This is a genomic window from Streptomyces sp. ISL-12, from assembly GCF_018614415.1.
GTDB lineage: Bacteria > Actinomycetota > Actinomycetes > Streptomycetales > Streptomycetaceae > Streptomyces.
This window is the reverse complement of the sequence record NZ_JAGGOO010000087.1, coordinates 1-22438: the sequence shown is the minus strand read 5'-3', so window position 1 is coordinate 22438 and position 22438 is coordinate 1. Positions and strand designations below refer to the sequence as shown.

Sequence of the window (22438 nt, the reverse complement as noted above, 5' to 3'; positions counted from 1 at the left end):
GAGCTGCTCAAGGGCCGGTACCTCAACAAGACGTACGAGCTGCTCTACACGAGGACCATCGACGAGCCGGGGATGCTCTACCCCGGTTACGTGAGCGTCTTCCTGGGCCTGGACCGTCCGTTTCCCCAGGGTGAGCCCTGTACGACGTACCTGCTCGGCGAGGAGGAGGCGGCCTCGTTCGTCGGCATGGGGCACCCCAGCATGAACGTGCAGTTCCGCAGTGCCCACTACCCGGAACTCTCGCCGCGCGACACCACCGTCGTCTTCGTCACCTACTTCTCCGACACCGGCACCTGGCGGGAGCTGACCGAGGGACCGGAACAGCACAGCCGCGTGCACAAGGGGGAGGAAGTGCACACGCTGGCGGTACGGCGCGGCCCCGCGTACTACGCGGCCAAGCGTCAGGTGCAGCGGGCCGTCACGGAGTTCCTGGACCGCCGGTTCCCCGGGCTGGCACAGGCGGTCGTGGCGCGCGACACCGGGACGCCGCTCACCCAGATCCGCTACACCGGCAACCACAACGGAACCATCGCCGGCTGGCTGCCGTTCGTGGACGGCGCGGAGACGCTGGAGAAGGAAGTGAACAAGAACGGCCCGGTCGCGCCGGGGCTGAAGGACTTCTACCTCTCCGGCACCTGGTCCACGATCGGCGGCCTCATCCGGGCCGCCGCGGCGGGCCGTCACGTCATGCAGTTCATCTGCCGCGACGACGGCGTGGAGTTCACCGCCGACATCGACCGGACCCAGCCGCCGCCCACCCAGATCGTCATCCCGGTCGGCCGGCCCCCGGCCGCCCCCGACAGCGCCGTCCCCGAGGTCAAGGAGCACGAATGAGGATCGAGAAGTGGATCGTGCGCGAGCACGTTCCGGGCGTTCCCGACGTCGACCGGATCTACGAGAAGACGGTCGAGGAGGTGGACGTCTCCCTCGCGGACGACGAGATGCTCTTCGAGACCCTGTACGTGTCGCTCGACCCGTACCTGCAGGGCCTGGCCCTGGAGACGCCCCTCGGCGAGCACATGGTCGCGCACAGCATCCTGCGCGTCGTCTCGGCCGGCCCGCGGGCCGCCTTCTCGGTCGGCGACCTGGTGCAGGGGTACGGCGGCTGGCGCAGCCATGTGATCGGCACGGGTGCGGGATGGCGGTGGGAGCACGGCGCCTTCCCCGTCCCCTTCCCGGCCTTCCGGCGGCTCGATCCACGGCGCTACGACGAGGCGCTGCCGCTGTCGACGGCGCTCGGCGTCATGGGCCCGCCGGGACTGACCGCCTGGGGCACGCTGACCAAGTTCTTCACCGTCGAGCCGGGTGACACGTTCGTGGTCAGCGGCGCGTCCGGCTCCGTCGGATCCCTCGCCGGCCAGCTCGCCAAACGAGCCGGCGCACACGTGATCGGCACCACCAGTTCGCCGGAGAAGGCCCGGCATCTGACGTCCCTCGGCTTCGACGACGTCATCCACTACCGCCAGGGCGACGACCCCGGAAAGGCACGCGAGGCACTGCGCGCGGCGGCACCCCGAGGCGTCGACAAGTACTTCGACAACCTGGGCGGGGCGATCACCGACGCGGTGTTCTCCATGCTGAACGTCAACAGCCAGGTCGCCGTCTGCTGGCAGTGGGCGACCCAGATCGCGGGCGACCACACGGGCCCCCGCCTCCTCCCGTACATCATGTTCCCGCGCACGACCGTCCGCGGGATCTTCGCGGAGGAGTGGTACGACGACCAGACCCTCGACGCGCTCCACGACGACCTCGGCGGCATGGTCCGGCGCGGCGAGATCGTCCACCACGAGACCGTCCGGCACGGGTTCGACGCCATTCCCGAGGCGTACCGCAGCCTGTACACGGACCCGGCCGCCAACCGCGGCAAGCTCCTGGTGCGCCTGTGACCGCCCGCTCCACCCGCTCCCTCCGCTCCACCCGCTCCGCTGTGAACAGGAAAGGCCGACGATGACGACGACGGCACTGCGCGAACCGCTCGCCTACCCCTTCGAACAGCCCGACGGACTCGGGCTCCACCCCGTCTACGCCGAACTGCGGCAGCGTCCGCCGGCCCGGGTGCGGATGCCGTACGGCGAGGAGGCCTGGCTGGTCAGCCGGTACGCCGACGCCAAGTCACTGCTGGGTGATCCCCGGTTCAGCATGGCCGCGGCGGCCGGCCGGGACCGGCCGCGCGTCAGGCCGGTCGCGGTGAGCGGCGGAGGGCTGCTGTCCACCGACGGGCCGGACCACCACCGGCTGCGCGGCACGGTGGCGAAGGCGTTCACCGCACGCCGCGTCGAGCGGCTGCGCGACCGCGTGCGCGAGATCGCCGGGGAACTCTCGTGCGACATGCGGAAGTCGGGTCCCGCGGCGGACCTGGGCGACCGGTTCGCCTTCCCGCTGGCCATCACCGTCATCGGCGAACTGCTCGGCATCAGCCAGGAGAACCACGTCCGCGTCCGGGACTGGCTGGACGTCATGATGTCCCACACGGTGACGGCCGAGGAGTTCCACAAGTGGAACTCCACCTTCGCCGCGTACACGGCCGACCTGGTGGAGCTGCGACGCCGGGAACCCGGCGACGATCTCTTCAGCGCCCTGGTACGGGCCCACGACCAGGAGGGGCGTATCAGCATGGAGGAGCTGATGGCCCTCGCCCCGGTGCTCATCAGCGCGGGATTCGTCACGACCTTCAACCAGATCTCCAACTCCTGCTACGTCCTGCTGGCCCGCCCCGACCGCTTCTCCTCCCTGCTGGGCCGCCCGGAGGCGCTCCCCCGCGCGGTGGAGGAACTGCTGCGCTTCGTCCCCCTGCCCAACGGCTTCGCCTTCCCCCGGTACGCCACTGAGGACGTCGAGCTCGGCGGGGCCCTCATCCGCGCCGGCGACCCCGTCCTGGTCGACACGGCTGCCGCCAACCGGGACCCGGAGGTGTTCGACAACCCCGACGACCTCGTCCTCGACCGGGCCGTCAACCCGCACCTCAGCTTCGGACACGGCCCGCACTACTGCATCGGCGCCCACCTGGCGCGCGTGGAACTGCAGGTGGCTCTGGAGGTCCTCCTGGCGGACATGCCCGGCCTCCGGCTGGCCGTCCCCGAAGAGGAACTGCGCTGGAAGACCGGGTCGATGGTGAACGGCCTGCACGCATTGCCGGTCACCTGGTGACGCTGCCGGGCCGGCTCCGGAGGGGGCCGGCGTCCGACGCCACCCACCTCACGCAGGGTGCGGCGTGCCCAGGACCTCGGTCATCACCGAGTGGATCGGGGCGCCGTCCAGCAGTTTCCCGAGTTCGTCGACGCCGTGCCGGCGTTGCGACGAGGTGAGGGAGAGGTACTGCTCGATGCGTTCGTTGAACGTCCGCCGGTACTTCGCGTAGAGCCCGCGGTCCTCCCGGACGCGGCCGGCCAGCTCGACCAGGGCGGCGGTCCCGGCGAAGTCGTCCTCCGGCAGCGGGTGACACGGAACCACGTCCGTGAACCGTCCCCCGGTGTCGCCGAACAACGTGCCGTCCAGTGCGCGCATGGTGAAGACGTGGGCGTAGTGCTGCTCGTGCATGGCCAGGGGCAGCCGCCCCAGGGCGATCGATTCGTGGAGTGCCGTGAGCCCGGGGGCCATCAGGTAGTCCGCGGTGCTCGCCGCCACCTGGAGCAGTTCCCGCTGGCGCAGGAGACGGCAGTCGGCCCGGCCGCCCGCGACCCGGACGGTCCGTTCCCGGCTCTCGCCGAACGGGCCGCCGCAGACGAGGACACGACGGAACCGGGGCCAGTCCCGCAGCAGATCCGGGAGCCACTGGTGCAGCAGGCGCACGTAGTCGTTGTTGACGTCGAAATCCAGGAGGAAGTTCTTGAATCCACCGATGTTGATCAACAGGTCGTATTCGGGCCCGGCGGTGCCCGCCACGTTCCGCAGGCCTTCGACGTCGATGATCGAGCCGGTGAGATGTATCTCGGGCCCCTCGCCCAGGGCGGCGAGCCCGGCCGCACGCTCGGTGACGCCGGGGAAATTCTGTACGACGCTGTGTGTGGCGAGCAGGTGAGCCGCGACCACCCGCTCGTGCGGAGAAAGACCTGACAGGTGCCGGTCGGCGGCCGCGAAGCGGGAACGTGGCAGGGTCGAGCACACGTCACGGATGCTGGCGGCCGGTTGTGTGAGCTGCCAGAAACTGAACAGGCTGTCCACCATGGTCACGGGCCGCCGCGCCACGACGGACCGCAACACCAACTCGGCGTCCATGACGGAGACCACGTGATCACTGCCCCGCAGCAGGTCGTCGACCCTCTCCGACCTGGCGTTCTCCGGCAGTCCGCCGATGTCGTGGATGGTGTCGAAGGCGTCGGGGTTGCGCCGGGCGAAGACCGCGGCGACGCCGTCTCCGACGAACACCCGCTCGTGTTCGTGCAGCGGCCGGGAGACCGCGACGAGTTCGGAGACCGGACCGAAGCCGCAGTTCTGCGCCCCCATCACGATCCGCACGTCACTGCCCTCCGCCGGTGGTTCCTCGCACAGCGTCCGCGGCATCGGCCGCGAAGGTGAGCACTTCGACGAGCCGGTCGGCGAAGTCGGCGGGGTACCTCGCGTAGCCGACGTGTCCGCCGGGGAACAGTTCCACGTCGCGGCCGAACCGGCCGGCGAGGACGAGCGCCGGGCGGTGCACGAGGTCCTCGCGTGAGGCATGGCCACCGGCCCACACCACTTTGCCGGCCACTTCCTCCAGTGCGGCGAGGTCGGGTACGAAGCGGGTGAACGGCCGGACGAAGTGGGTCAGGAAGAAGTCGGTGTTGTTGTGCACTTCGGGGAGGGCCGGCGCGGGCCGGCCGCCGTGGAGGGCCTGCAGTTTGGTGAGGGCCGGTGCCATTCCTTCCCGGAGGTACGTCTCGCAGACGTCGTCGAGCAGCGCCACGTGCCGCTCGGCGTCCGGCAGGATGCTCAGAACAGGTGGCTCATGGGCGACGACCAGCCGGACCCTGCCCGGATGGCGGACGGTGAGCTCCAGGGCGATGAGCCCGCCCGAGCAACTCCCGAAGACGTACACGGGCTCGTCCGGGCCGGCGAGGTGTTCGATCAGACGGCAGGCGTCGTCGGCGTGCTCCTCGACCTTCTGGTCCACCGGTGGGCCGTCGAGCACGCTGCGTGAGTTCCCGCGTGGATCGTAGGTGACGACACGGTGGGTCCCGGCCAGGACGGCGGCCAAGCGTTTGTACACCGCCGCATCGGAGTTCCCACCCCCGATGAGCAGCAGGAAAGGCCCCTCTCCCCGCACTTCGAAATAGATCGTCGCGCCCGGTACCGCGAGCGTCCCGCTGTTCACTGGGTTCATCACACTCCAGGGGGCGAAACCGGTGTGATGACACAGCGTCGCACGGCCGGAACAGGCCGTGCAGGGCGTACGGGAGTGGGACGGCCTGCTTCGTGAGCCCCTCGCCGTCGCACACGCTTCCCCCTGCCCCCGTGCGCCGGTCTCATGGCGAGACGCACCGGGCATACCGGCCACATCGGTCCCTGCTCTCGCCCCAGCCCTCAGGCAAGGAGGCCCGGTTGACGGGCATCGAAGAAGTACGGAAGATCCTCCGCGACTTGGGGATCGAGGAAGAACTGCTGCGCGAGGACGCGCAGTTGCGCGCGCATCTCGGACTCGATTCCGTCGACCTCACGCAGATCCAGCTGGACCTGGCCGAGCGCTTCGGCACCCGCGTCGATCTCTGGGCAGAGCACGACGTCACCGTGCGGCAGCTCGCCGGCCTCGTCGGCGACCGCCGGGCCGGCGCGGGACTTTGCGGGGAGTACCGGGACCGCGGCTGGTGGCGCCCGGAATTCCTCGACGACACCGTGCTGAGCACGCGCGCGCACGCGGGCCACCGCACGGCGCTGGTCGACGCCGAGCGCGCCTTCACCAGGGCCGAGCTCGACGCGGCGGTGTCCGGCTGCGCCGCCCGGCTGTCGCACACCGGCATCCGGCCCGGCGACACCGTACTCGTGCAGCTGCCGAACCAGGCCCGCACCCTCGTTCTCGTGCTCGCGCTGATCAGGCTGGGTGCGCGCCCGGCCCTCGCCCTGCCGGCCCTGCGGGAGCACGAACTCGAGCCGGTGATCACCGCGTTGGCGCCGACCGCGCTGGCCGTACCGGCCCGGCACCAGCGCTTCGACCACCTGCGGCTCGCCGAGAAGCTCCGCGCCCGGCACCCGTCGTTGCGCACGCTGCTCGTCTCGGGTGCCGGCGACGGGGCCGACGGTCATGTGGACATCGACGGTCTCGTCGAGGCCGGTGTCCCGGCTCCTGCCCGCCCGGACCGGCGCCCCTCGGACACCGCTCTCTTCCTGCTGTCGAGCGGAACCACCGGCGCCCCCAAACCCATCGCCCGAACCCATGAGGCGCTGGGTCACGTGATCCGCTGCGCGGCAACGGCCTCGGAGCTGACACCCCGATCCGTGTTCCTCGCCGTCCTGCCGGTGACACACGCCTTCGCCTTCTCCGCTCCAGGCGTACTCGGCACGCTCGCCGGCGGCGGAAAGGTCGTACTCACCGCCCCGGACGACGCGACCGCCGCCCTTGCGCTGATCGAGCGAGAACGCGTCACCCACTGCGCGCTCACCCCCGCGCTCGCCCGGCAGTGGCTCGTCGCTCGCGCCGCCTCCAGCGGTCATGACCTGTCGAGCCTGCGCGTCCTGCAGGTCGGCGGGGCCCGCCTGGACGAATCCCTGGCTGCCCGACTGGCCGGTGCCTTCGACTGCCGGATCCAGCAGGTGTACGGCATGAGCGAGGGCCGGCTCCACTTCACTCGGCTCGACGATCCGCCCGAGGTGGCGTTCACCACGCAGGGACGCCCCTCCTCGCCCGGTGACGAGACCCTGGTGGTGGACGGCGAGGGGCGGCCCGTCGCCGACGGTGAGATCGGGGAACTCCTGGTCAGGGGACCGGGTGTCGTCACGGAGTACCACGGAGGCGTGGCGGCCTCGTCGTTCACCTCCGACGGCTTCTACCGCACCGGCGACCTCGTCCGCCGCCACGCGTCCGGGAACGTCGTGGTCGCCGGGCGCGTCAAAGACGTGATCAACCGCGGGGGAGAGAAGATCCCGGCGGACGAACTGGAGGCGTTGGTACTGGCACACCCCGGTGTGCGGGCCGCCGCGGCCGTCGCGATGCCCCACCGTGTACTGGGTGAGGCGGTCTGCCTCTACGTCGTGGGCGGTGACGAGGGAACACCGTCCCTGCGGGAGCTCCGCACGCATCTGGAGGACAGCGGACTGGCCCGGTTCAAGCTGCCCGAACGGGTCGTCGAGGTTCCGGCACTCCCCTTGACCGCGGTCGGCAAGACGGACAAGGTACGGCTGCGCCAGGACATCGTGGCCCGGCTGGAGACCGAGGGCTGAGGTGACCGCGCCGCCTCCCGCCCCGTCTTCCCGCCGTTCCCGCCTGTTCTCCGGCGTGCCACGGATCGTCGTAGCACTTCTCGTCCGGCCGTAGCGGACGCCCGGCCCCTCGGGGGTGTGCTGTCACTTCCCGCGCCCAGCGACGATCGGGTGAACGGCTGTTCGCCGGGCGGCTGCGCGCAGGACGCGGTGCCGCGGGCGGCCATCGCCTCCACCGGGCCGGTGCCGCGCTGCTGGAGCGGGGGCAGCTGCGAGGTCCCCGGCGTAGCCGCGGGCGGCTCGGACCCGGGTGGTCCGCGGCCGGGTGAGGCCAAGGCGCCGCGAGACGTGGCGTGCACGGCTTCCTCCGGACCAGCGACTGGCCGTCCCCGCAGAGCCACCGCACGATCTGTCGCCGCCTTCCGGCCCGGTGCTCCCCACCGGCACGCCCGTGCGCGCGGTCGTCCGGTTGCTGGTGGAACACGACCGGGGCGGCGCCCGTGGGCCGCACGTGCGCCCGCGACGTCATCCTCAGGTAGGAGACGTTTCTCCTCGCCAGGCACCAGGGCCGCCTCTCCCTGGTGCCCTGCCACGTGGCCCGGGTGACGACACCCGCACGATGCCCCGGAAGGGCCCTCCAGGACAGTCTGGGCTCCTACCCGAGACCGGACCCTGGAGAGACCTTCCCCGTGGCTGCCTTCCTGTACCGACTGGGCCGTACCGCCTTCCGGCGGCGCCGGCTCGTGACCCTGCTGTGGGCGGTGATCCTCGGTGCCGTCGGGCTCGGCGCCGCGACGGCACCCGGCGCCAGTGACGACGGCACGTCGTTCATGCCGGGCATCGAGGCGCAGAAGGCGTTCGACCTGATCGGGGAGCGGTTCCCCGGATCGGACGCCAACGGCGCCAACGCGCGCATCGTGTTCATCGCCCCCGGCGGGGAAACGGTGACGGCCGCCGACAACCGGGCCGCCATCGAGGAGCTGGTGGACACCGCGGCCGAGGGCTCGCAGGTGGCGAGCGCCGTCAGTCCGTTCACGGCCTCGGCGGTGAGCGAGGACGCCTCCACGGCGTACGCCACGATCACCTACAAGGTGGCCGCCGCCGACCTCACGGACGCCAGCAAGAACGCCTTGGAGAAGGCGATCGGCGAAGTCCGTGACGCGGGCCTCACCGTCGAGGTCGGCGGCACCGCGCTCGCCACCCAGCCGGCCGCGGGAGGAGTGGCCGAGGGCGTCGGTATCGCGCTCGCCGCCGTGGTCCTGCTGATCACCTTCGGCTCGCTCGCGGCGGCCGGCCTGCCCCTGCTCACCGCCGTCATCGGCGTGGGCGTCAGCATGTGCGCGATCCTGGCGCTCGCCGGCACCTTCGGTCTGTCCCTGACCACCGGTACCCTCGCCTCGATGCTCGGCCTCGCGGTGGGGATCGACTACGCCCTCTTCGTGGTCTCCCGCTACCGCGAGGAGCGTGCGAACGGCCACGAGCCGCGGGAAGCCGCGGGCCTGGCGGTCGGTACGGCCGGTTCCGCCGTGGTGTTCGCCGGCCTGACCGTGATCATCGCGCTCGCGGGCCTGACGGTGATCGGCGTCCCGATGCTGACGAAGATGGGCCTGTGCGCCGCCGGCGCCGTCGGTGTCGGCGTTCTCGTCGCGCTCACCCTGGTCCCCGCCCTGCTCGGGATGTGGCCGAACGCCGTTCTGTCCCGCAAGGACCGCAAGGACCGCAAGGACCGCGACCGCATGCGGGGAACGTCGGCGCAGCACCATGCGGCGGGGCCGGACAACGGCGGCACACGCTGGGCCCGGTTCGTCATGCGCCGGCCCCTGGCCGTCCTGCTGGTGGGCGTCGCCGGCCTGGGGGCCCTGGCCCTGCCGGCCACCCAGCTGGAGATGGGCATGCCGGGCGACGAGGCGAAGTCCACGTCGACGACGGAACGACGCGCCTACGACGCGCTGGCCGACGGCTTCGGCGCGGGCTTCAACGGCCCCCTGACGATCGTCGCGGACGTCAAGGACGTCACCGACCCGAAGGCGGCCGCCACCACGATCGCCGAGAAGATCGCCGGTACCGAGGGCGTCGTGTCCGTCGGGCCGCCGCAGTTCAACGAGGCCGGTGACACCGCGCTGTTCTCCGCGGTCCCCGCCGGCGGACCCAGCGACGAGGCCACCAAGGAGGTCGTGCAGACCATCCGGGCCGAGCGCTCGGACCTGGAGGCACAGACCGGGGCGACTTTCGAGGTCACCGGCAGTACCGCGATGAACATCGACATCTCCCAGGCGCTGCAGGACGCCCTGGTGCCCTACCTCGCCGTCGTCGTGCTGCTGTCCCTGCTCCTGCTGCTGGTGGTCTTCCGTTCCGTCCTGGTGCCCGTCAAGGCCGCCGTGGGCTTCCTGCTCTCGGTGCTCGCCTCGCTCGGCGCGGTCGTCGCGGTCTTCCAGTGGGGCTGGGGGGCCGAGCTGCTGGGCGTGGAGCAGACCGGCCCGGTCATGAGCCTCATGCCGATCTTCCTGGTGGGCATCGTCTTCGGCCTGGCCATGGACTACGAGGTGTTCCTCGTCGCCCGTATGCGTGAGGCGTACGTGCGCGGCGAGCGCCCCGCGCAGGCGGTCGTCACCGGTTTCCGGCACAGTGCCCGCGTGGTCGTGGCCGCGGCAGTGATCATGATCGCCGTCTTCTCCGGCTTCGTGGCGTCCGGCGAGTCGATGATCAAGACGATCGGTTTCGGCCTCGCCGTCGCCGTCCTCTTCGACGCCTTCGTGGTCCGGATGGCGATCGTGCCCGCCGTCCTCTCCCTGCTCGGGGACAAGGCCTGGTGGCTGCCCCGCCGGCTCGACAAGGTGCTGCCGCACGTCGACGTCGAGGGCGAGGGCCTGACGTCGCGAAGGGCTGCCGCCGCCCCGGCGGACACCGAGACGCGACCGCAGGAACCGGCCCGCACCTGACGGAGTCACCTCCAGCGTGCCGCGATGCTGTGTGTGACGGCATCGCGGCGCGTCTGTCACCCTGTATCTGCTGGTCCCGGCGCGGAGTAGGACGATGAGTGCACGATGGCATGGCCGAGCGGCCGGACACCCCCGCGCGGTCGACGCCCTGAAGATCGGGGGCATCCTCGTCCTCACGGCCGGCGGCGCCTACCTCTCCTACGTGGTGATGGACGACCCCGCGTCCCTGTGGCCCGGCGTACTGCTGCCCCTCCTCGCCTGCGCCGCCCTGCTGCGCCGCCGCGATCATCCGGTCCTCGTGCTGGCGGTGACGACGCTGTGCACCATGGCCGAGAGCTTCCTGGGCTTCCTCCTCACGCCCCTGCTGATGGGGCCGATGCTGGCCGCGCAGTACGCCCTGAGCAAGCGCCCGAACCGCAGGAAGACCTGGTACAGCGCGTGCGCCGCCACGGCGGGGATCGTCGTCACCGGCCTCCTCGTCACCGACTCCCCGCACGAGTGGATCTTCGGGCTGGTCAACCCGGCGGCCTGGGTCCTCATGGTCGCGTCCTTCGGCAGTTACGTGCGGGTCCGCCGTGAGTACGCCGTCGCCCGCGCCGAGCACCTGGTCCGGGAGCGCGACGAGGAGGCCCGGCGCCGGGTGATCCAGGAACGCATGCGCATCGCCCGCGAACTCCACGACGTCGTCGCCCACCACCTGGCCCTGGCCAACGCACAGGCCGGCACCGCGGCGCACCTGGCCGGCAACCGTCCCGAGCAGGCCGTGGAGATCATCGAGAGGCTGCCGGAGACCACCGCCGCGGCTCTGCGCGAGCTCAAGGCCACCGTGGAGCTGCTGCGTCAGGACACCGATGCGGGCGAGCTGGCTCCGGCACCGGGGCTGGACCAGTTGCCGGACCTCGTCGAGGCCTGCGCGGCAGCGGGTCTGGACGTCACCGTCGTCACCGAGGGACGTCCCCGGCGGCTGACGCCCGGCCTGAACCTCACCGCCTACCGGATCGTCCAGGAATCGCTCACCAACGTCACCAAGCACGCGGCCAGCCGCACCGCCCGGGTCCGTCTCGCCTACACCCCGCACGACCTCACCCTGGTCATCACCAACGAAGCCGCCGCACGAGTCGCGGCCGGTGCCGGTACCGGCGGCGGCTTCGGACTGCTCGGCATGCGCGAACGCGCCTTGTCGGCAGGCGGCACCTTCCACGCCGGTCCGCGCGCGGAGGGCGGCTTCGAGGTCGCCTGTTCCCTTCCGCTGCCAGGCCCCGACGAAAGCGCCACCCCATGACCATTCGCGTCCTGCTCGCCGACGACCAGACCCTGCTCCGGGCCACCTTCCGCATCCTCATCGACTCCGACCCGGACATGGAGGTCGTCGCGGAGGCCGCCGACGGACAGGAGGCGATCGCCCTCGCGTCCGAGCACCGGCCCGACGTCATCCTCATGGACATCCGGATGCCGGGCACGGACGGACTGGCGGCCACGGCCGGCATCTGTGCCCGGCCCGAGCTGTCGGACGTGCGCGTCCTGATCCTCACCACCTTCGAGAACGACGAGAACGTGGCGAAGGCCCTGCGGTCCGGAGCGAGCGGCTTCCTCGGCAAGGACGTCGGCCCCGACGTGCTGCTGGCCGGCATCCGCACCGTGGCGGCGGGGGACGCACTGCTCTCCCCCTCGGCCACGCGTGCTCTCATCACCCGCTTCCTGGCCACCCCCGACGACGACAGGCCGCTCACCCGGCCGGAACGCCTCGCCCTGCTCACCGACCGCGAACGCGAGGTCATGGCGCTGGCCGCGCTCGGCAGGTCCAACCACGAGATCGCCGACCACCTCGTGGTGAGTCCGCTCACCGTGCGCAGCCACATCTCCCGCTCGATGACCAAGCTAGGCGCCCGCGACCGCGCGCAACTCGTCGTCATCGCCTACCAGAGCGGCCTCGTCCGCGCCCAACCGGACGGCTGAGCCGGAGCCGAGCACCGGCATTTCCGCCGTGGGCCGGCGGTGCGCCGAGCGACCGGTCAGGCCGTCGCCGGCTCGCCCTTGCGGGTCACGGGGCGGTCCAGGTGGAGGACCACGGTCGAACAGAAGCGATGGACGGCGTCGTCAACGCTGCGAATGAAGCCGGACTCGGCGTTGCCTCGGCTGCTGCCCATGCTCTTGAGCAGGGAAAGCCGGAAGCCGGTGATCTGCGCGCCGCCCTTGGGAATCAGATCCCCGGGCTCGGGGCGCAAACGCTCCAGTGTCCCTCGCGGGCCCCCCGTCTCCGTATCGGTCAGCGTCTCGATGTGCAGGTCGGCCGGGGCGTCGGCCAGCTTCCGGATGAGTCGCTTGACCCAGGTCAGGGGGTAGCCCTCGGCCGGTGCCGGGATCTCGATGGAGGTGCGCAGCTTGCCGGTGCGCAGATCGGCGCCGAGGGTCAGGACACCGGGGGTGCCGTCGATACGCAGCTCTGCCTGGAGGCGACCCTCCAGGCAGAGCTGGTCGGCCATGAGCGCACGGCGCCGGCCGGGATCGGATCCTCGCTTGGCACGTCGCACGGGAAGGACCTTCTGGCCCAGTTCACCGCCGAGGCCCAGACAGACCTGCCGGATGAGCCGTTCCCAGCTCTCGACCACTTCCAGAGCACGGGCGTCACCCCGGCACAGGGTCTCGTCGTCGATGCCGTTACGGACCGGGACCCAGGCGGCACCCATGTTCTGGAAGCCATGACAGCCGGAGTTGTCATGCTGGAGGTAGTGCAACAGCTCCTGCAGCAGCCAGGCGTGGGCACTGTTGCCGACACCTTCGTGCCGGATGAGCATCTGGGCCTGATGGGCGACCTCCGCCCAGGACAGGTGCCACAGGGCGACTTTGTGCTTGCGTCGCTTGTCGATCCTGACGTCGACGAGAGGGCTGCCTTCGAGAACCACGTCGTTGGACAGAGTGATGACGGCCTCGTAACCGCGCCGGGCGGCGATGTCCATGTACGCCTGAACCTGCTCGGATTTCAGAGGGTTGCCGTTGGTTTTCGTCTCGACCAGCGCTGTCCAGAGCTTGCCGGCCCGCTCGACCCGGATGACGCCGTCGGGCCGTCGAGGGGAGTCGCCGTGCGGGAGCGCGACTTCGGTGAAGGTCTCCATGCGACCGGCCGGCGCGCCGAAGGCGGCGGTGAGACGGCGGCCGAACTCGGGAACCTGGGACATCACCGACAGCAGAACGGACGTGGCACGCATCTCCCGGTCACGGTCGCTCTTGACCGCGGACACGGGAAACAGCCGTGCCTCGTTCCAGGAGTCGCTCTCCGCCAGGGTCTTCTTGCCCTTCCTGGGCAACGTGACCTTCTTCTTGGCGGTACGGGGCCGACGCGCCCGGGCAGCCGGTGCCGGCGGTCCGCCGGAGTCCCGCTGCGCGGGGATCGCTGCCAGCACGGTTTGGCCGGGCGCCTCGTCAGCCGGCGCCGGCGTTTCGGCCGACCGGTCCGGCTCACGCTCAGCGCATGCGTCGGCGGTCGGTGTTTCGAAGGCGGCCGCGAGCTGAGCGTCTTCGCCGTCACCGAGGCCCTCGCCGCTTCCCTGTGCGGGAGCGTCGTCGTCGATGTCCACGCCGAAGTCCGTGGCGAGAGCGGCCAGTCCCGTGTCGTAGCCCTGGCCGACCGCCCGGAACTTCCAGTCCTCCTGGCGCCGGTAGAGCTCACCGAAGATGAAGGCGCTCACCGAACCGGGGTCGTCGATGGCGAAGCGGAGCAGGTCCTCTCCCGCCGCGTCGGCCAGTTTGACCCGCAGCCCGTCGAGTTCGTCGAAGCGGGCTTCCCCGTACCGGCTCGCGGCGACCACGATGCGTTCGACGCCGGGCTGGACGGCGGTCAGGTCGAAGACGATACGGTCCTCGCTGCCCTCCCCCGTCGGCTTCTTCCCTAGGAGTTCGACGCTCCCGTCGGCGGCCACCGGGTTGTTGTAGAAGTAGAAGTCGCCATCGGTACGGACGCGTCCGCTCTCCCCCAGCAGCAGCACGGATACGTCCGCGTCGCCCTCACCTGACTGGCTCGCCCACTCGAGACTCACCAGCACGGAACCGGTGTTCTCACTCAGGGAAGCCAACGCGACGTTGGCACCCTTGACCATTTCATGCATGGATTCCCCCCACATGTGCTACGCGGTGATGTCAGGATTCGCCGGCAGACCTCGCGCGTCAGTTGAGCGACATGCTCCTGCTGGCGCGCCATTCAGGTGCCTCCGCGGTGTCGGAGAACTCCAGGAGATGTTGACCGGCGAGGCGTTGAAGCGCGGCACGCACTTCAACGGGAGTGGTGTAGAAGAACTCACGCCGTGTGTTGACACGATTGACGCGGCGGTCCTCGAACTCCTGGTGCAAACGCCTCTCCAGGCCCACGGCGTCCTCGCTGAAGAACAACGCGTGGACATCGAAGCGGAACGGCACCGACGCGTCGCCCAGTTCGTTGACCCGGTCCATGGGGTCCAGCCGCCGGGTCAGCCCGATCTTGACCATGCGCTCGCCGAAGGCTCCGATGTCGGAGATGACGTACACATAGCCGGCGCGGATGTTGGCTTCCCGGGCGTCCACCGCCCGCAGGTCGTCATCGAGCTGCCGCAACCTGCCCTCCAACTCGGCGATTCCGGCCGGATCACCGGTGCCGGCTCGCAGCCGCCGCAACGCGCTCTCGTAGTGTCCGCGCTCCTTCTCCAACCGTTGCCGCTCCCGTTCGATCTCCCGTTGCAGCCGCTCCTCCTCGCGCTGGCGGGCCCGCAGCTCCCGCTGTTCCTCCTTCTCGGCCTCCTTGCGTGCCAGATGGTCCGCGGTGAGTTCCAGTTCCTGGACGCGCAGCCGGTGGTACTCGTCACTGATGCGGATGTGCATCGTGGCGCCGAGTCGCGCGATCGTCTCGCGGGTCTTGCCCAGGCGGTCGATCAGCGAGGACAGCCGGTGCGGTTTCATGCCGCGCACCGCGTTGTCGGCCTCGGCGTTGTACGCCCGGAGCATCAGCTTGGAGAAGTCCCGCACCATCTTGCGGCCCTGCGCGAGGGAACCGTTCACGGTCCAGTCCTGCGCTGCCGGCACGGCGCCGTTGTCACGGACCAACTGCTTGTACCGGGCTTTCAACCGCTCCAGCTGACCGGCGTACGCCACCGCGTCGGCAAACGGGTGCCGGTACTCGTAGACACCGGCCTCCTGCAGCATCCGCACCTCGTCGATGACCACCAGGTCCGCTTGCGCCGCGGCCACCTGCCGCCGGGCCTGCTCCGCCTGCTGGGCCAGCACCTGCGCCTGTCCGCGCACGTCGGCCAACGACTGCGCGGCCCGCTCCGCCGCGTGCTCCACCTTCGCGTCCAGCAGCCCGTCGATCCGCTGCAGCTCCGCCAGCTTCTCGACGTGGGCCTGCCGCAACCGCTCCTGCTCCACGGCGATCGCCGCGCTGTCGGCACCGATCACCCTGCTCAGCTGAGCCGTCAGCTGGTCCACCTGCGCCCGCAGCACCCGCGCCTGCTCCTGACTGTGCGCGAGCTCCCCCGCCAACCGCTCGGCCTCCGCCTCGGCCTGCTTGCGCCGTCGCCCGAACAGGCCGGCGGGAGCGGCACCCGTGGCCCCGCTGCGCGGCACCGGTGCGGCGGGCGGCGCCGACGCCTGCTCCGGCACCCACAACTGCCACCCCGGAGGCACGGGCCAGGACGGGTCAGGCTGCCAGCCGGGCGGCGGGACCCACCCCGGTGCGGGGGTCGGCCAGCCTGGCGGAGGGTTGAAGCGGTACGTCATGCGGGTCTGCCCCCCAGGTGCCGCGGCACTCGAGAAACGCCCTGTCATGGTGGGCTCCCCGAGGCCAGTGCTACGTGTGAGGAGTACGACTTCCCTACGGTCGGGGTGGTTGTACGGACCGGCCGCTTTCACACCATCGGGTCATCTCTACGGGAAGCCCAGCGTGCCCCCGCGTGAGAGGTATATAGGAGAGCGCCGTAACCCACCCGTCGACCGGGCGACGCGACCTCAGGCGAAGGCACAGCCCGGGACGCCGGCCGAGGGGGCCGGCCAGCCGAGACGAGGAAGACCGCTGCCAGGCCGCTGGACACCGACGACGACTCGAGGGCGCGGATCGAGCCGCTGCTGCCGGTCGTCCCGCGTAGGCCGCGGCGTCCAGGTCATGACGTAGGGATGTTCGCAGGGTGCTCTGCGGATCCCGTTCGTGCTGCACACCGGGAACCGCTGGGAGTTTCCGCCCCAGGAGCCGGGCTGCGGCTCGGGGATGACCTGCTGACGGCGACTGCGCACCGCACTGCGTGGAACGCAAGGGCGAGCGATCGCCCCAGGGGTGGCCTGCTCGATGCCACAGAACGCATTCGAAGCAGTCGGGCCTGCGCAGCCTCACCTCCGGGACCTCAGCACGTCGACCTCACAGCCCGGCGCGAACGGGTCGAAGCCGTGCTCGAACGACGCGCTCCGCCTGGCCGGCCGCGCGGGCGTGCTGTCACAGACCCAGGTCCGGTCCGGTCGTAGACGGTGACTGTCCGGCGTGCGGGTGCCGTCCCGTGGCGCCGGCCCGACCTTGAGATCAGGACGCCATGAGTCAGTCACCGTACGCATCCAGCGCCTGGTACCGGCCGATGCACGCCCGCCATGCCGGTGAGGAGCATCGCACCGCCAGTGCTCTGGAGTTGTTCTTCGACCTCTGCTTCGTCGTCGCCGTCGCCCAGGCATCGGCGGCGTTCGAGCACGAGGTCACGGCGGGCCGTCTGGGACACGGTCTGCTCGGTTACGCGCTCGTCTTCTTCGCGATCTGGTGGGCCTGGATGAACTTCACCTGGTTCGCCTCCGCCTACGACACCGACGACGCCCCCTACCGCCTGCTCACCCTGGTGCAGATCGGCGGGGCCCTGCTGATGGCCTCGGGCGCCGCCGAGGCCCTGGAGCACGGTGACTTCACGGTCATCACGTGGGGTTATGTCGTGATGCGGCTGGCCATGGTCAGCCAGTGGCTGCGGGCCGCGTACACGGACCAGGAGCGGCGGCGGTCCGCGCTGCGGTACGCCCTGGGCATCCTGGTCCTGCAACTGGGCTGGCTGCTGCGGCTGGTCCTTCCGCATGACGGCGGGGTCGCCTCGTTCGCCGTTCTCGCGGCCGGGGAACTCGCGGTGCCGGTCTGGGCCGAACGGGCCGAGGGGACCACGTGGCACCCGCATCACATAGCCGAGCGGTACGGGCTGTTCACCTTGATCGTGCTCGGCGAGTCCGTCATGGCCACCGCTGTCGCCGTCACCACCGCCCTGCACAGCCACCGGGCGTCCGGCTCGGTCCTGACCGTCGCGGTGGGCGGGATGACGACCGTCTTCGCGCTGTGGTGGCTGTACTTCGCCCAGGACGCGCCGCGCCGCCTGCGGACCCAGCGCACGGCGATGCTGTGGGGCTACGGGCACTACCTCGTGTTCGCCGCCGCGGCCGCGGTCGGAACGGCGCTCGCCGTCAACGCCGCCCACGCCACCGGCTCCCGTGCCCTCACCGACCACCAGGCCGCGGCCACGTACACGGTGCCCGTCGCGCTCTTCATCATCTGCGTGTGGCTGCTGCACCGGAAGGGAACGCATCCGTCCGCCGCGTCCGGCCTCCTTCCTCCCGTCGCGGCCCTCGCCGTCCTCGCCACGACGTTCACACCCTTCGCAGTGCTGTGCACCGGTGTCACCACGTCGCTGCTGATCGTCACGTCGCTGCTGGTGGCACGGCGCGCGGCGGTCAGGGACACCTGAGCGCCGCGCGCCGGGGCATCAGACCCGGTTCTCGGGCGCGACATACTCGAAGGTCGGCCCGGCTGCCAGGCCGTCGTCGTCCTGGAGGGCCATCAGGGCCTGTGCCTGCGCCTTGAGCGCGTACATCGTGCCGACCGACATGCCCAGCATCGCCGGGTTGCCGTTGAACGCCTGCTCCAGCATATGGAGCGTCTTGCAGTACGTCTGGTCGAACGCTTCCTGCGCGGTACGGATGGCACTGCCCTCGGGGTGGTCCGCCAGCCGCTGGTCGGGGCGTGCCGGGCGGATGCCGGCCGGGTCCACGGTCACCTTCTCGCCGGTCGGGCCGGTCGCGGAGGTGTCGCCGGGTTGGTAGCGCCGGCCCAGCGCGAGTTCCTGGAACCGGTAGTAGTGGGAGACCGCCTTGGTTCCCGGGTGGAACAGGTCCTGGTCGCCGCCCCAGACGTCGGCGCGGGCCGCGCCCTCGCCCTGTTCGACGATCTCCTCCAGAGCGACGAGGGCCGTGCGGAGGTCGGTGACCGTCGAGGACGGGCCGACCGCCGACCGCGTTGAGCAGGTTGGCGGCCAGCGCGAGGTGGATCATCTCCTCGACGAACACACCGCCGATCAACTGCGCGGCGTCCGCGTTGCGTTCGGCGTCGAGGGAGTACAGGGCCGTCAGGTACGGCGGCAGTACGGAGTGTTCCAGTTCGATGGCCCACTGCAGGTGTCTGCGCAGGTCCTCCAGCGTCGCGATGCCGGTCGCCGTGGCGGTGCCGGGGGTGGCGTCGGGGGTGCCGGGCTGGTTCTCGGGCATGGGGGCTCACTTCGGTGGTGTTGTCGGCGCGGGGTCACTTCTCTGACAGGCGGCAGCGGAGAGCTGTGACACCCCTTTCACAGTGTTCGGCGTGTCCGTGTGCGCACATCGAACACTGTGCCGGGTGAGATAGTGTTACTTCGCTCGTCCCGTCTCCAGATGTCTTCCGTGAAAGGTGTTTCTCATGGCTGAGTTGTTCTACGACGCCGACGCCGATCTGTCCGTCATCCAGGGCCGCAAGGTCGCGGTCATCGGCTACGGCAGCCAGGGCCATGCCCACGCGCTGTCGCTGCGCGACTCCGGTGTCGATGTGCGGGTCGGTCTGCACGAAGGGTCCGCGTCCAAGGCGAAGGCCGAGGAGCAGGGCCTGCGGGTGGTGCCGGTGGCCGAGGCCGCCGCCGAGGCCGACGTCATCATGATCCTGATCCCGGACCCGTTGCAGGGCGAGGTCTACGAGAAGCACATCAAGGACAACCTGAAGGACGGCGACGCGCTGTTCTTCGGGCACGGCCTGAACATCCGCTACGGCTTCATCAAGCCCCCAGCCGGCGTGGATGTCTGCATGGTCGCGCCCAAGGGCCCGGGCCACCTGGTGCGCCGTCAGTACGAGGAGGGGCGCGGTGTGCCCTGTCTGGTGGCCGTGGAGCAGGACACCACCGGCGGCGCCCTGGCGCTGGCGCTGTCCTACGCCAAGGGCATCGGCGGCACCCGGGCCGGCGTCATCAGGACCACCTTCACCGAGGAGACCGAGACCGACCTCTTCGGTGAGCAGGCCGTTCTGGCCGGTGGTGTCTCCGCGCTGGTCAAGGCGGGCTTCGAAATCCTGACCGAGGCCGGTTACCAGCCGGAGATCGCCTACTTCGAGTGCCTGCACGAGCTGAAGCTGATCGTGGACCTGATGTACGAGGGCGGCCTGGGGAAGATGCGCTGGTCGATCTCCGAGACCGCCGAGTGGGGCGACTACGTCACCGGCCCGCGGATCATCACCGACGCCACCAAGGCGGAGATGCGCAAGGTCCTCGCCGAGATCCAGGACGGCACGTTCGCCAAGAACTGGATGGACGAGTACCACGGGGGTCTGAAGAAGTACCACGAGTACAAGAAGCAGGACTCCGAGCTGCTGCTGGAGACCACCGGCAAGGAGCTGCGCAAGCTGATGAGCTGGGTGGACGAGGAGGCGTGAGCCGTCGTCACCTGGGCCGGGCGCCCTTCTCCTCGCTGGGGAGGACGCTCAGCCCATCTCCTCCAGGGTCTTGCCGTTCGTCTCCCTGACGAACTTCAGGACGAACGGGATGGAGAGCGCGGCGAAGATCGTGTAGATCACGTAGGTACCGGAGAGGTTCCACTCGGCCAGCGACGGGAAGCTCGCGGTGATCGCCCAGTTGGCGATCCACTGTGCGGCGGCGGCGACACCGAGGGCGGCGGCGCGCAGCCGGTTGGGGAACATCTCGCCGAGCATGACCCAGACGATGACGCCCCAGGACAGGGCGAAGAAGAGCACGAACACGTGCGCGGCGATCAGGGCGACCCAGCCCTGGGTGGCGGGGAGCTTGCCGTCGACGAGGTGGGCGGAGAGCGCCCAGGCCTCCAGCGCCAGGCCGATGACCATGCCGACCGAGCCGATGATGGCGAGCGGCTTGCGGCCGACGCGGTCCACGAAGATCATCGCGATCACGGTGCCGACGATGTTGATGATCGACGTCGTGAACGAGTAGAAGAAGGAGTCGGTGGGGTCGACGCCGACCGACTGCCACAGCGGGCCCGGTGCACCGGGCCGCGCAGTTCTCTGCAGGGGTGCAGCCCGGCCGGGCGGGGACCGGCGACCGGGCGGGGACCGGCGAACAGGCGGTCCCAGGCGTACGAGCCGATGCCGGTGACACAGCTGAGCATGGCGTCGGGCCCGGCCCGGAAGCCCACCGACCGTTCCGGTGCGGCGAGGTCCGGCAGCAGTTCGCGCACGGTGGCCTCACCGCCGTCGTCGATCGTGCCGACCAGGAAGACGGCCGCGCCGGTCAGGGCGGCCAGTACCGGCTGCGGCACCGGTCCCGTGGCGTTCTCGGACACGGATCGTTCCTTTCGGCCGGGTCGGCGCGCGACGGGCTCAGCGCCAGTAGTCGTCGAGTCGTTCGGTACGGGACAGCTCGCGCCGCTCCCCGGGGGTCAACGGGCGCGGGGCGGCGGCGGCTTCGACGGCCCGGACGGCGCTGTCGCTCAGTACGCCTTGGGTGTGCAGTTCCTTCAGGAGCTGGGCCAGCGCCTCGGTGTGCGCCATCACCCGCTCCACGGCCCGGTCCAGGCGCGGCTGCCCGGCCAGGGCGGTCTCCTGGGGCGCGGCCGGCGGCCGGTCCTCGCCGGCCACGAGTTCCAGGTGGTGACGCCGGATCCCCTCCCCCGTCCGCTGCCACACACAGCGTCCGAAGCGCATGCGCACGGGAGTGTCGCTGATGCCCCGGCGGGTCACCTCGTACCAGGCGCCGGGGGTGCTGAGGAGCCGCTCCAGACGTTCGTCGTCAGCGCCGGTGACGTCGGCGACGGCCGTCACCGTCAGGACGTCCTCGTCGGCCCGCTCCCGGTACTTGGCCGGGACGAGGCGCAGTCCCTCGATCTCCAGGGCCGTGGGGTGCAGGACCTCGATCTCCTGGATCTCGATCCGGTAGACGTAGATCTCGGGCCGGCGGCCCTGCGAGGCGGCGGTCCAGCCCTCCGCGACGAGCCACGCCGCGTCGGTCCCGCGCAGCGGGTCTCCGTCGGCCGCGGCGGCCGCCCGGAGTTCGGCGTCGAGTTCCTGGTGCCGTTCGTCCGGCACGTGCAGCCGCAGGGCGTACCGGCGCAGGGGCCGGCCGCTGTGCGGGGAGGTGGCGGAGGGCAGTTCGGCAGCCGTGATCTCGCGGAGCGCGCCGAGCAGGGTGAGGTTCAAGGTCGTCATCAGCGGCTTACTCCCGTGCCGTGCGTGGTGTCGGTGTCGTGTAGGTGTGGTGGCGGTGGCGTACGTGATCGTGGTCAGGACCTGGTGTCGGGGGCGGGGCGGCCGGTGAGCCATTCCCGGTAGGTGGTCCGCGCGATGCGGGCGCCGGTGCCCGGCAGCAGGTCCAGGGGGCGCAGCCGGGCGCCGTAGAAGGGGCTGTGCGGGTCCGTGCGGACCCGGCGGTACTCCGTCTCCGCCCTGAGGGCGGTGCGTACGAACGCGTCCAGCCCGAACTGCTCGGGACCGGCGATCTCGAGAACGCCGTTCAGGGGGCGGGACACCGCGGTGTGCGCGAGCAGGGTGGCGACGTCCGTCAGGGAGACCGGGCGTACTTCGGCCGGCGGCACCCATACGATCCAGTCCTCGGTGCCCGCGTCCGCGATGTCCTCGGCCGCCTCGTAGGTCTGGGTGGCGCGCAGGACGGAGTAAGACGTCCCGGACCGCTGGAGCAGGGCTTCGCGGGCCTTGAGGGCCGGGAAGACGCCGCCGGTGATCCGGTCCGCGCCGACGGCGGAGAGGCAGACGTGGTGCCGGACGCCGGCGGCGGTCCCGGCCCTGAGCAGTTCCCCAGTGGCGCGCAGCCAGGACAGCGTGTGCCGCGGGGCGGGCGCGGGCGCCAGGTGGACCATCACCGCGCAGCCGTCCAGGGTCTCGGCCATCTCGTCGGAGGTGCGGGCGGTGGTGGGGG

Annotated in this window: 16 protein-coding genes and 4 pseudogenes; 10 read left to right on the top strand and 10 right to left on the bottom strand. The window is 70.8% G+C overall.

The window, feature by feature from the left end; genetic code table 11:
* The 3 genes and pseudogenes from J7I94_RS24035 to J7I94_RS24025 all read left to right on the top strand — a co-directional run.
* A pseudogene (locus tag J7I94_RS24035) lies at positions 1-834 on the top strand (NAD(P)/FAD-dependent oxidoreductase); the annotation flags it as partial.
* Positions 831-1886 carry an NADP-dependent oxidoreductase gene (locus tag J7I94_RS24030; RefSeq protein WP_215169898.1) on the top strand — a complete coding sequence of 352 codons (1056 nt, stop codon included), beginning with the start codon at positions 831-833 and terminating at the stop codon, positions 1884-1886. The pseudogene J7I94_RS24035 and the gene J7I94_RS24030, both read left to right, overlap by 4 nt.
* A gap of 61 nt (positions 1887-1947) precedes the next feature.
* A complete protein-coding gene (locus tag J7I94_RS24025) occupies positions 1948-3147 on the top strand; it encodes a cytochrome P450 (protein WP_215169896.1) in 1200 nt (399 codons plus the stop codon).
* Between the two features lie 48 nt (positions 3148-3195).
* On the opposite strand, the gene J7I94_RS24020 is transcribed toward J7I94_RS24025, so the two are convergent.
* Both J7I94_RS24020 and J7I94_RS24015 read right to left on the bottom strand, forming a co-directional pair.
* The gene (locus tag J7I94_RS24020; protein ID WP_251075633.1) at positions 3196-4500 is read right to left on the bottom strand and encodes a hypothetical protein; all 1305 of its coding nucleotides are present in this window, start codon (positions 4498-4500) and stop codon (positions 3196-3198) included.
* Complete coding sequence (locus J7I94_RS24015) at positions 4457-5299, bottom strand: alpha/beta fold hydrolase (RefSeq protein WP_215169894.1); 843 nt, start codon at positions 5297-5299, stop codon at positions 4457-4459. The genes J7I94_RS24020 and J7I94_RS24015 overlap by 44 nt, the downstream gene beginning before the upstream one ends.
* A gap of 218 nt (positions 5300-5517) precedes the next feature.
* On the opposite strand from J7I94_RS24015, the gene J7I94_RS24010 reads away from it, so the two are divergent.
* From J7I94_RS24010 to J7I94_RS23995, 4 genes are all read left to right on the top strand, one after another.
* Positions 5518-7350: an AMP-binding protein gene (locus J7I94_RS24010; protein WP_251075632.1), complete on the top strand. Its 1833-nt coding sequence runs from the start codon at positions 5518-5520 to the stop codon at positions 7348-7350.
* Positions 7351-8018: 668 nt separating this feature from the next.
* The gene (locus tag J7I94_RS24005) at positions 8019-10268 is read left to right on the top strand and encodes an MMPL family transporter (protein WP_215169892.1); all 2250 of its coding nucleotides are present in this window, start codon (positions 8019-8021) and stop codon (positions 10266-10268) included.
* A 94-nt stretch (positions 10269-10362) separates the two neighbouring features.
* On the top strand, positions 10363-11550 hold the full coding sequence (locus J7I94_RS24000) for a sensor histidine kinase (protein WP_215169890.1): 1188 nt from the start codon (positions 10363-10365) through the stop codon (positions 11548-11550).
* Positions 11547-12224, top strand: coding sequence for a response regulator transcription factor (locus tag J7I94_RS23995; RefSeq protein ID WP_215169888.1), 678 nt, complete (start codon positions 11547-11549; stop codon positions 12222-12224). Before J7I94_RS24000 ends, J7I94_RS23995 begins: the two co-directional genes overlap by 4 nt.
* A gap of 56 nt (positions 12225-12280) precedes the next feature.
* Here J7I94_RS23995 and J7I94_RS23990 read toward each other — a convergent pair whose 3' ends face one another.
* Together J7I94_RS23990 and J7I94_RS23985 are read right to left on the bottom strand one after the other, a co-directional pair.
* Positions 12281-14371, bottom strand: a complete 2091-nt coding sequence (locus J7I94_RS23990; RefSeq protein ID WP_215169886.1) for a TerD family protein — start codon at positions 14369-14371, stop codon at positions 12281-12283.
* Between the two features lie 58 nt (positions 14372-14429).
* Positions 14430-15893, bottom strand: a complete 1464-nt coding sequence (locus J7I94_RS23985) for a DUF4041 domain-containing protein (protein WP_308114674.1) — start codon at positions 15891-15893, stop codon at positions 14430-14432.
* A 917-nt stretch (positions 15894-16810) separates the two neighbouring features.
* Here J7I94_RS23985 and J7I94_RS23980 point away from each other — a divergent pair.
* A complete protein-coding gene (locus J7I94_RS23980; protein WP_215169884.1) occupies positions 16811-17989 on the top strand; it encodes a low temperature requirement protein A in 1179 nt (392 codons plus the stop codon).
* Between the two features lie 18 nt (positions 17990-18007).
* On the opposite strand, the gene J7I94_RS38540 is transcribed toward J7I94_RS23980, so the two are convergent.
* Positions 18008-18469 (bottom strand): hypothetical protein, encoded by a 462-nt coding sequence (locus tag J7I94_RS38540; RefSeq protein WP_308114675.1) that lies wholly within the window; start codon positions 18467-18469, stop codon positions 18008-18010.
* Here J7I94_RS38540 and J7I94_RS39370 point away from each other — a divergent pair.
* Positions 18404-18541 carry a hypothetical protein gene (locus J7I94_RS39370; RefSeq protein WP_308114676.1) on the top strand — a complete coding sequence of 46 codons (138 nt, stop codon included), beginning with the start codon at positions 18404-18406 and terminating at the stop codon, positions 18539-18541. The genes J7I94_RS38540 and J7I94_RS39370 overlap by 66 nt on opposite strands.
* Before the next feature lie 33 nt (positions 18542-18574).
* Here J7I94_RS39370 and J7I94_RS38535 read toward each other — a convergent pair.
* Positions 18575-18785: pseudogene (locus J7I94_RS38535) on the bottom strand (ferritin-like domain-containing protein); the annotation flags it as partial.
* 184 nt (positions 18786-18969) lie between these two features.
* Between J7I94_RS38535 and ilvC the strand changes: the two are divergent.
* Positions 18970-19968: a ketol-acid reductoisomerase gene (gene ilvC / locus J7I94_RS23970; RefSeq protein WP_215169882.1), complete on the top strand. Its 999-nt coding sequence runs from the start codon at positions 18970-18972 to the stop codon at positions 19966-19968.
* A gap of 48 nt (positions 19969-20016) precedes the next feature.
* Here ilvC and J7I94_RS23965 read toward each other — a convergent pair.
* The 4 genes and pseudogenes from J7I94_RS23965 to J7I94_RS23950 form a co-directional block, all read right to left on the bottom strand.
* A pseudogene (locus J7I94_RS23965) lies at positions 20017-20541 on the bottom strand (MFS transporter); the annotation flags it as partial.
* Positions 20542-20543: 2 nt separating this feature from the next.
* A pseudogene (locus J7I94_RS23960) lies at positions 20544-20849 on the bottom strand (Dyp-type peroxidase domain-containing protein); the annotation flags it as partial.
* A gap of 37 nt (positions 20850-20886) precedes the next feature.
* Complete coding sequence (locus J7I94_RS23955; RefSeq protein WP_215169878.1) at positions 20887-21711, bottom strand: hypothetical protein; 825 nt, start codon at positions 21709-21711, stop codon at positions 20887-20889.
* A gap of 74 nt (positions 21712-21785) precedes the next feature.
* Positions 21786-22438 (bottom strand): SDR family oxidoreductase (locus tag J7I94_RS23950; RefSeq protein WP_215169877.1); only part of this gene is annotated, 653 nt, incomplete at its 5' end.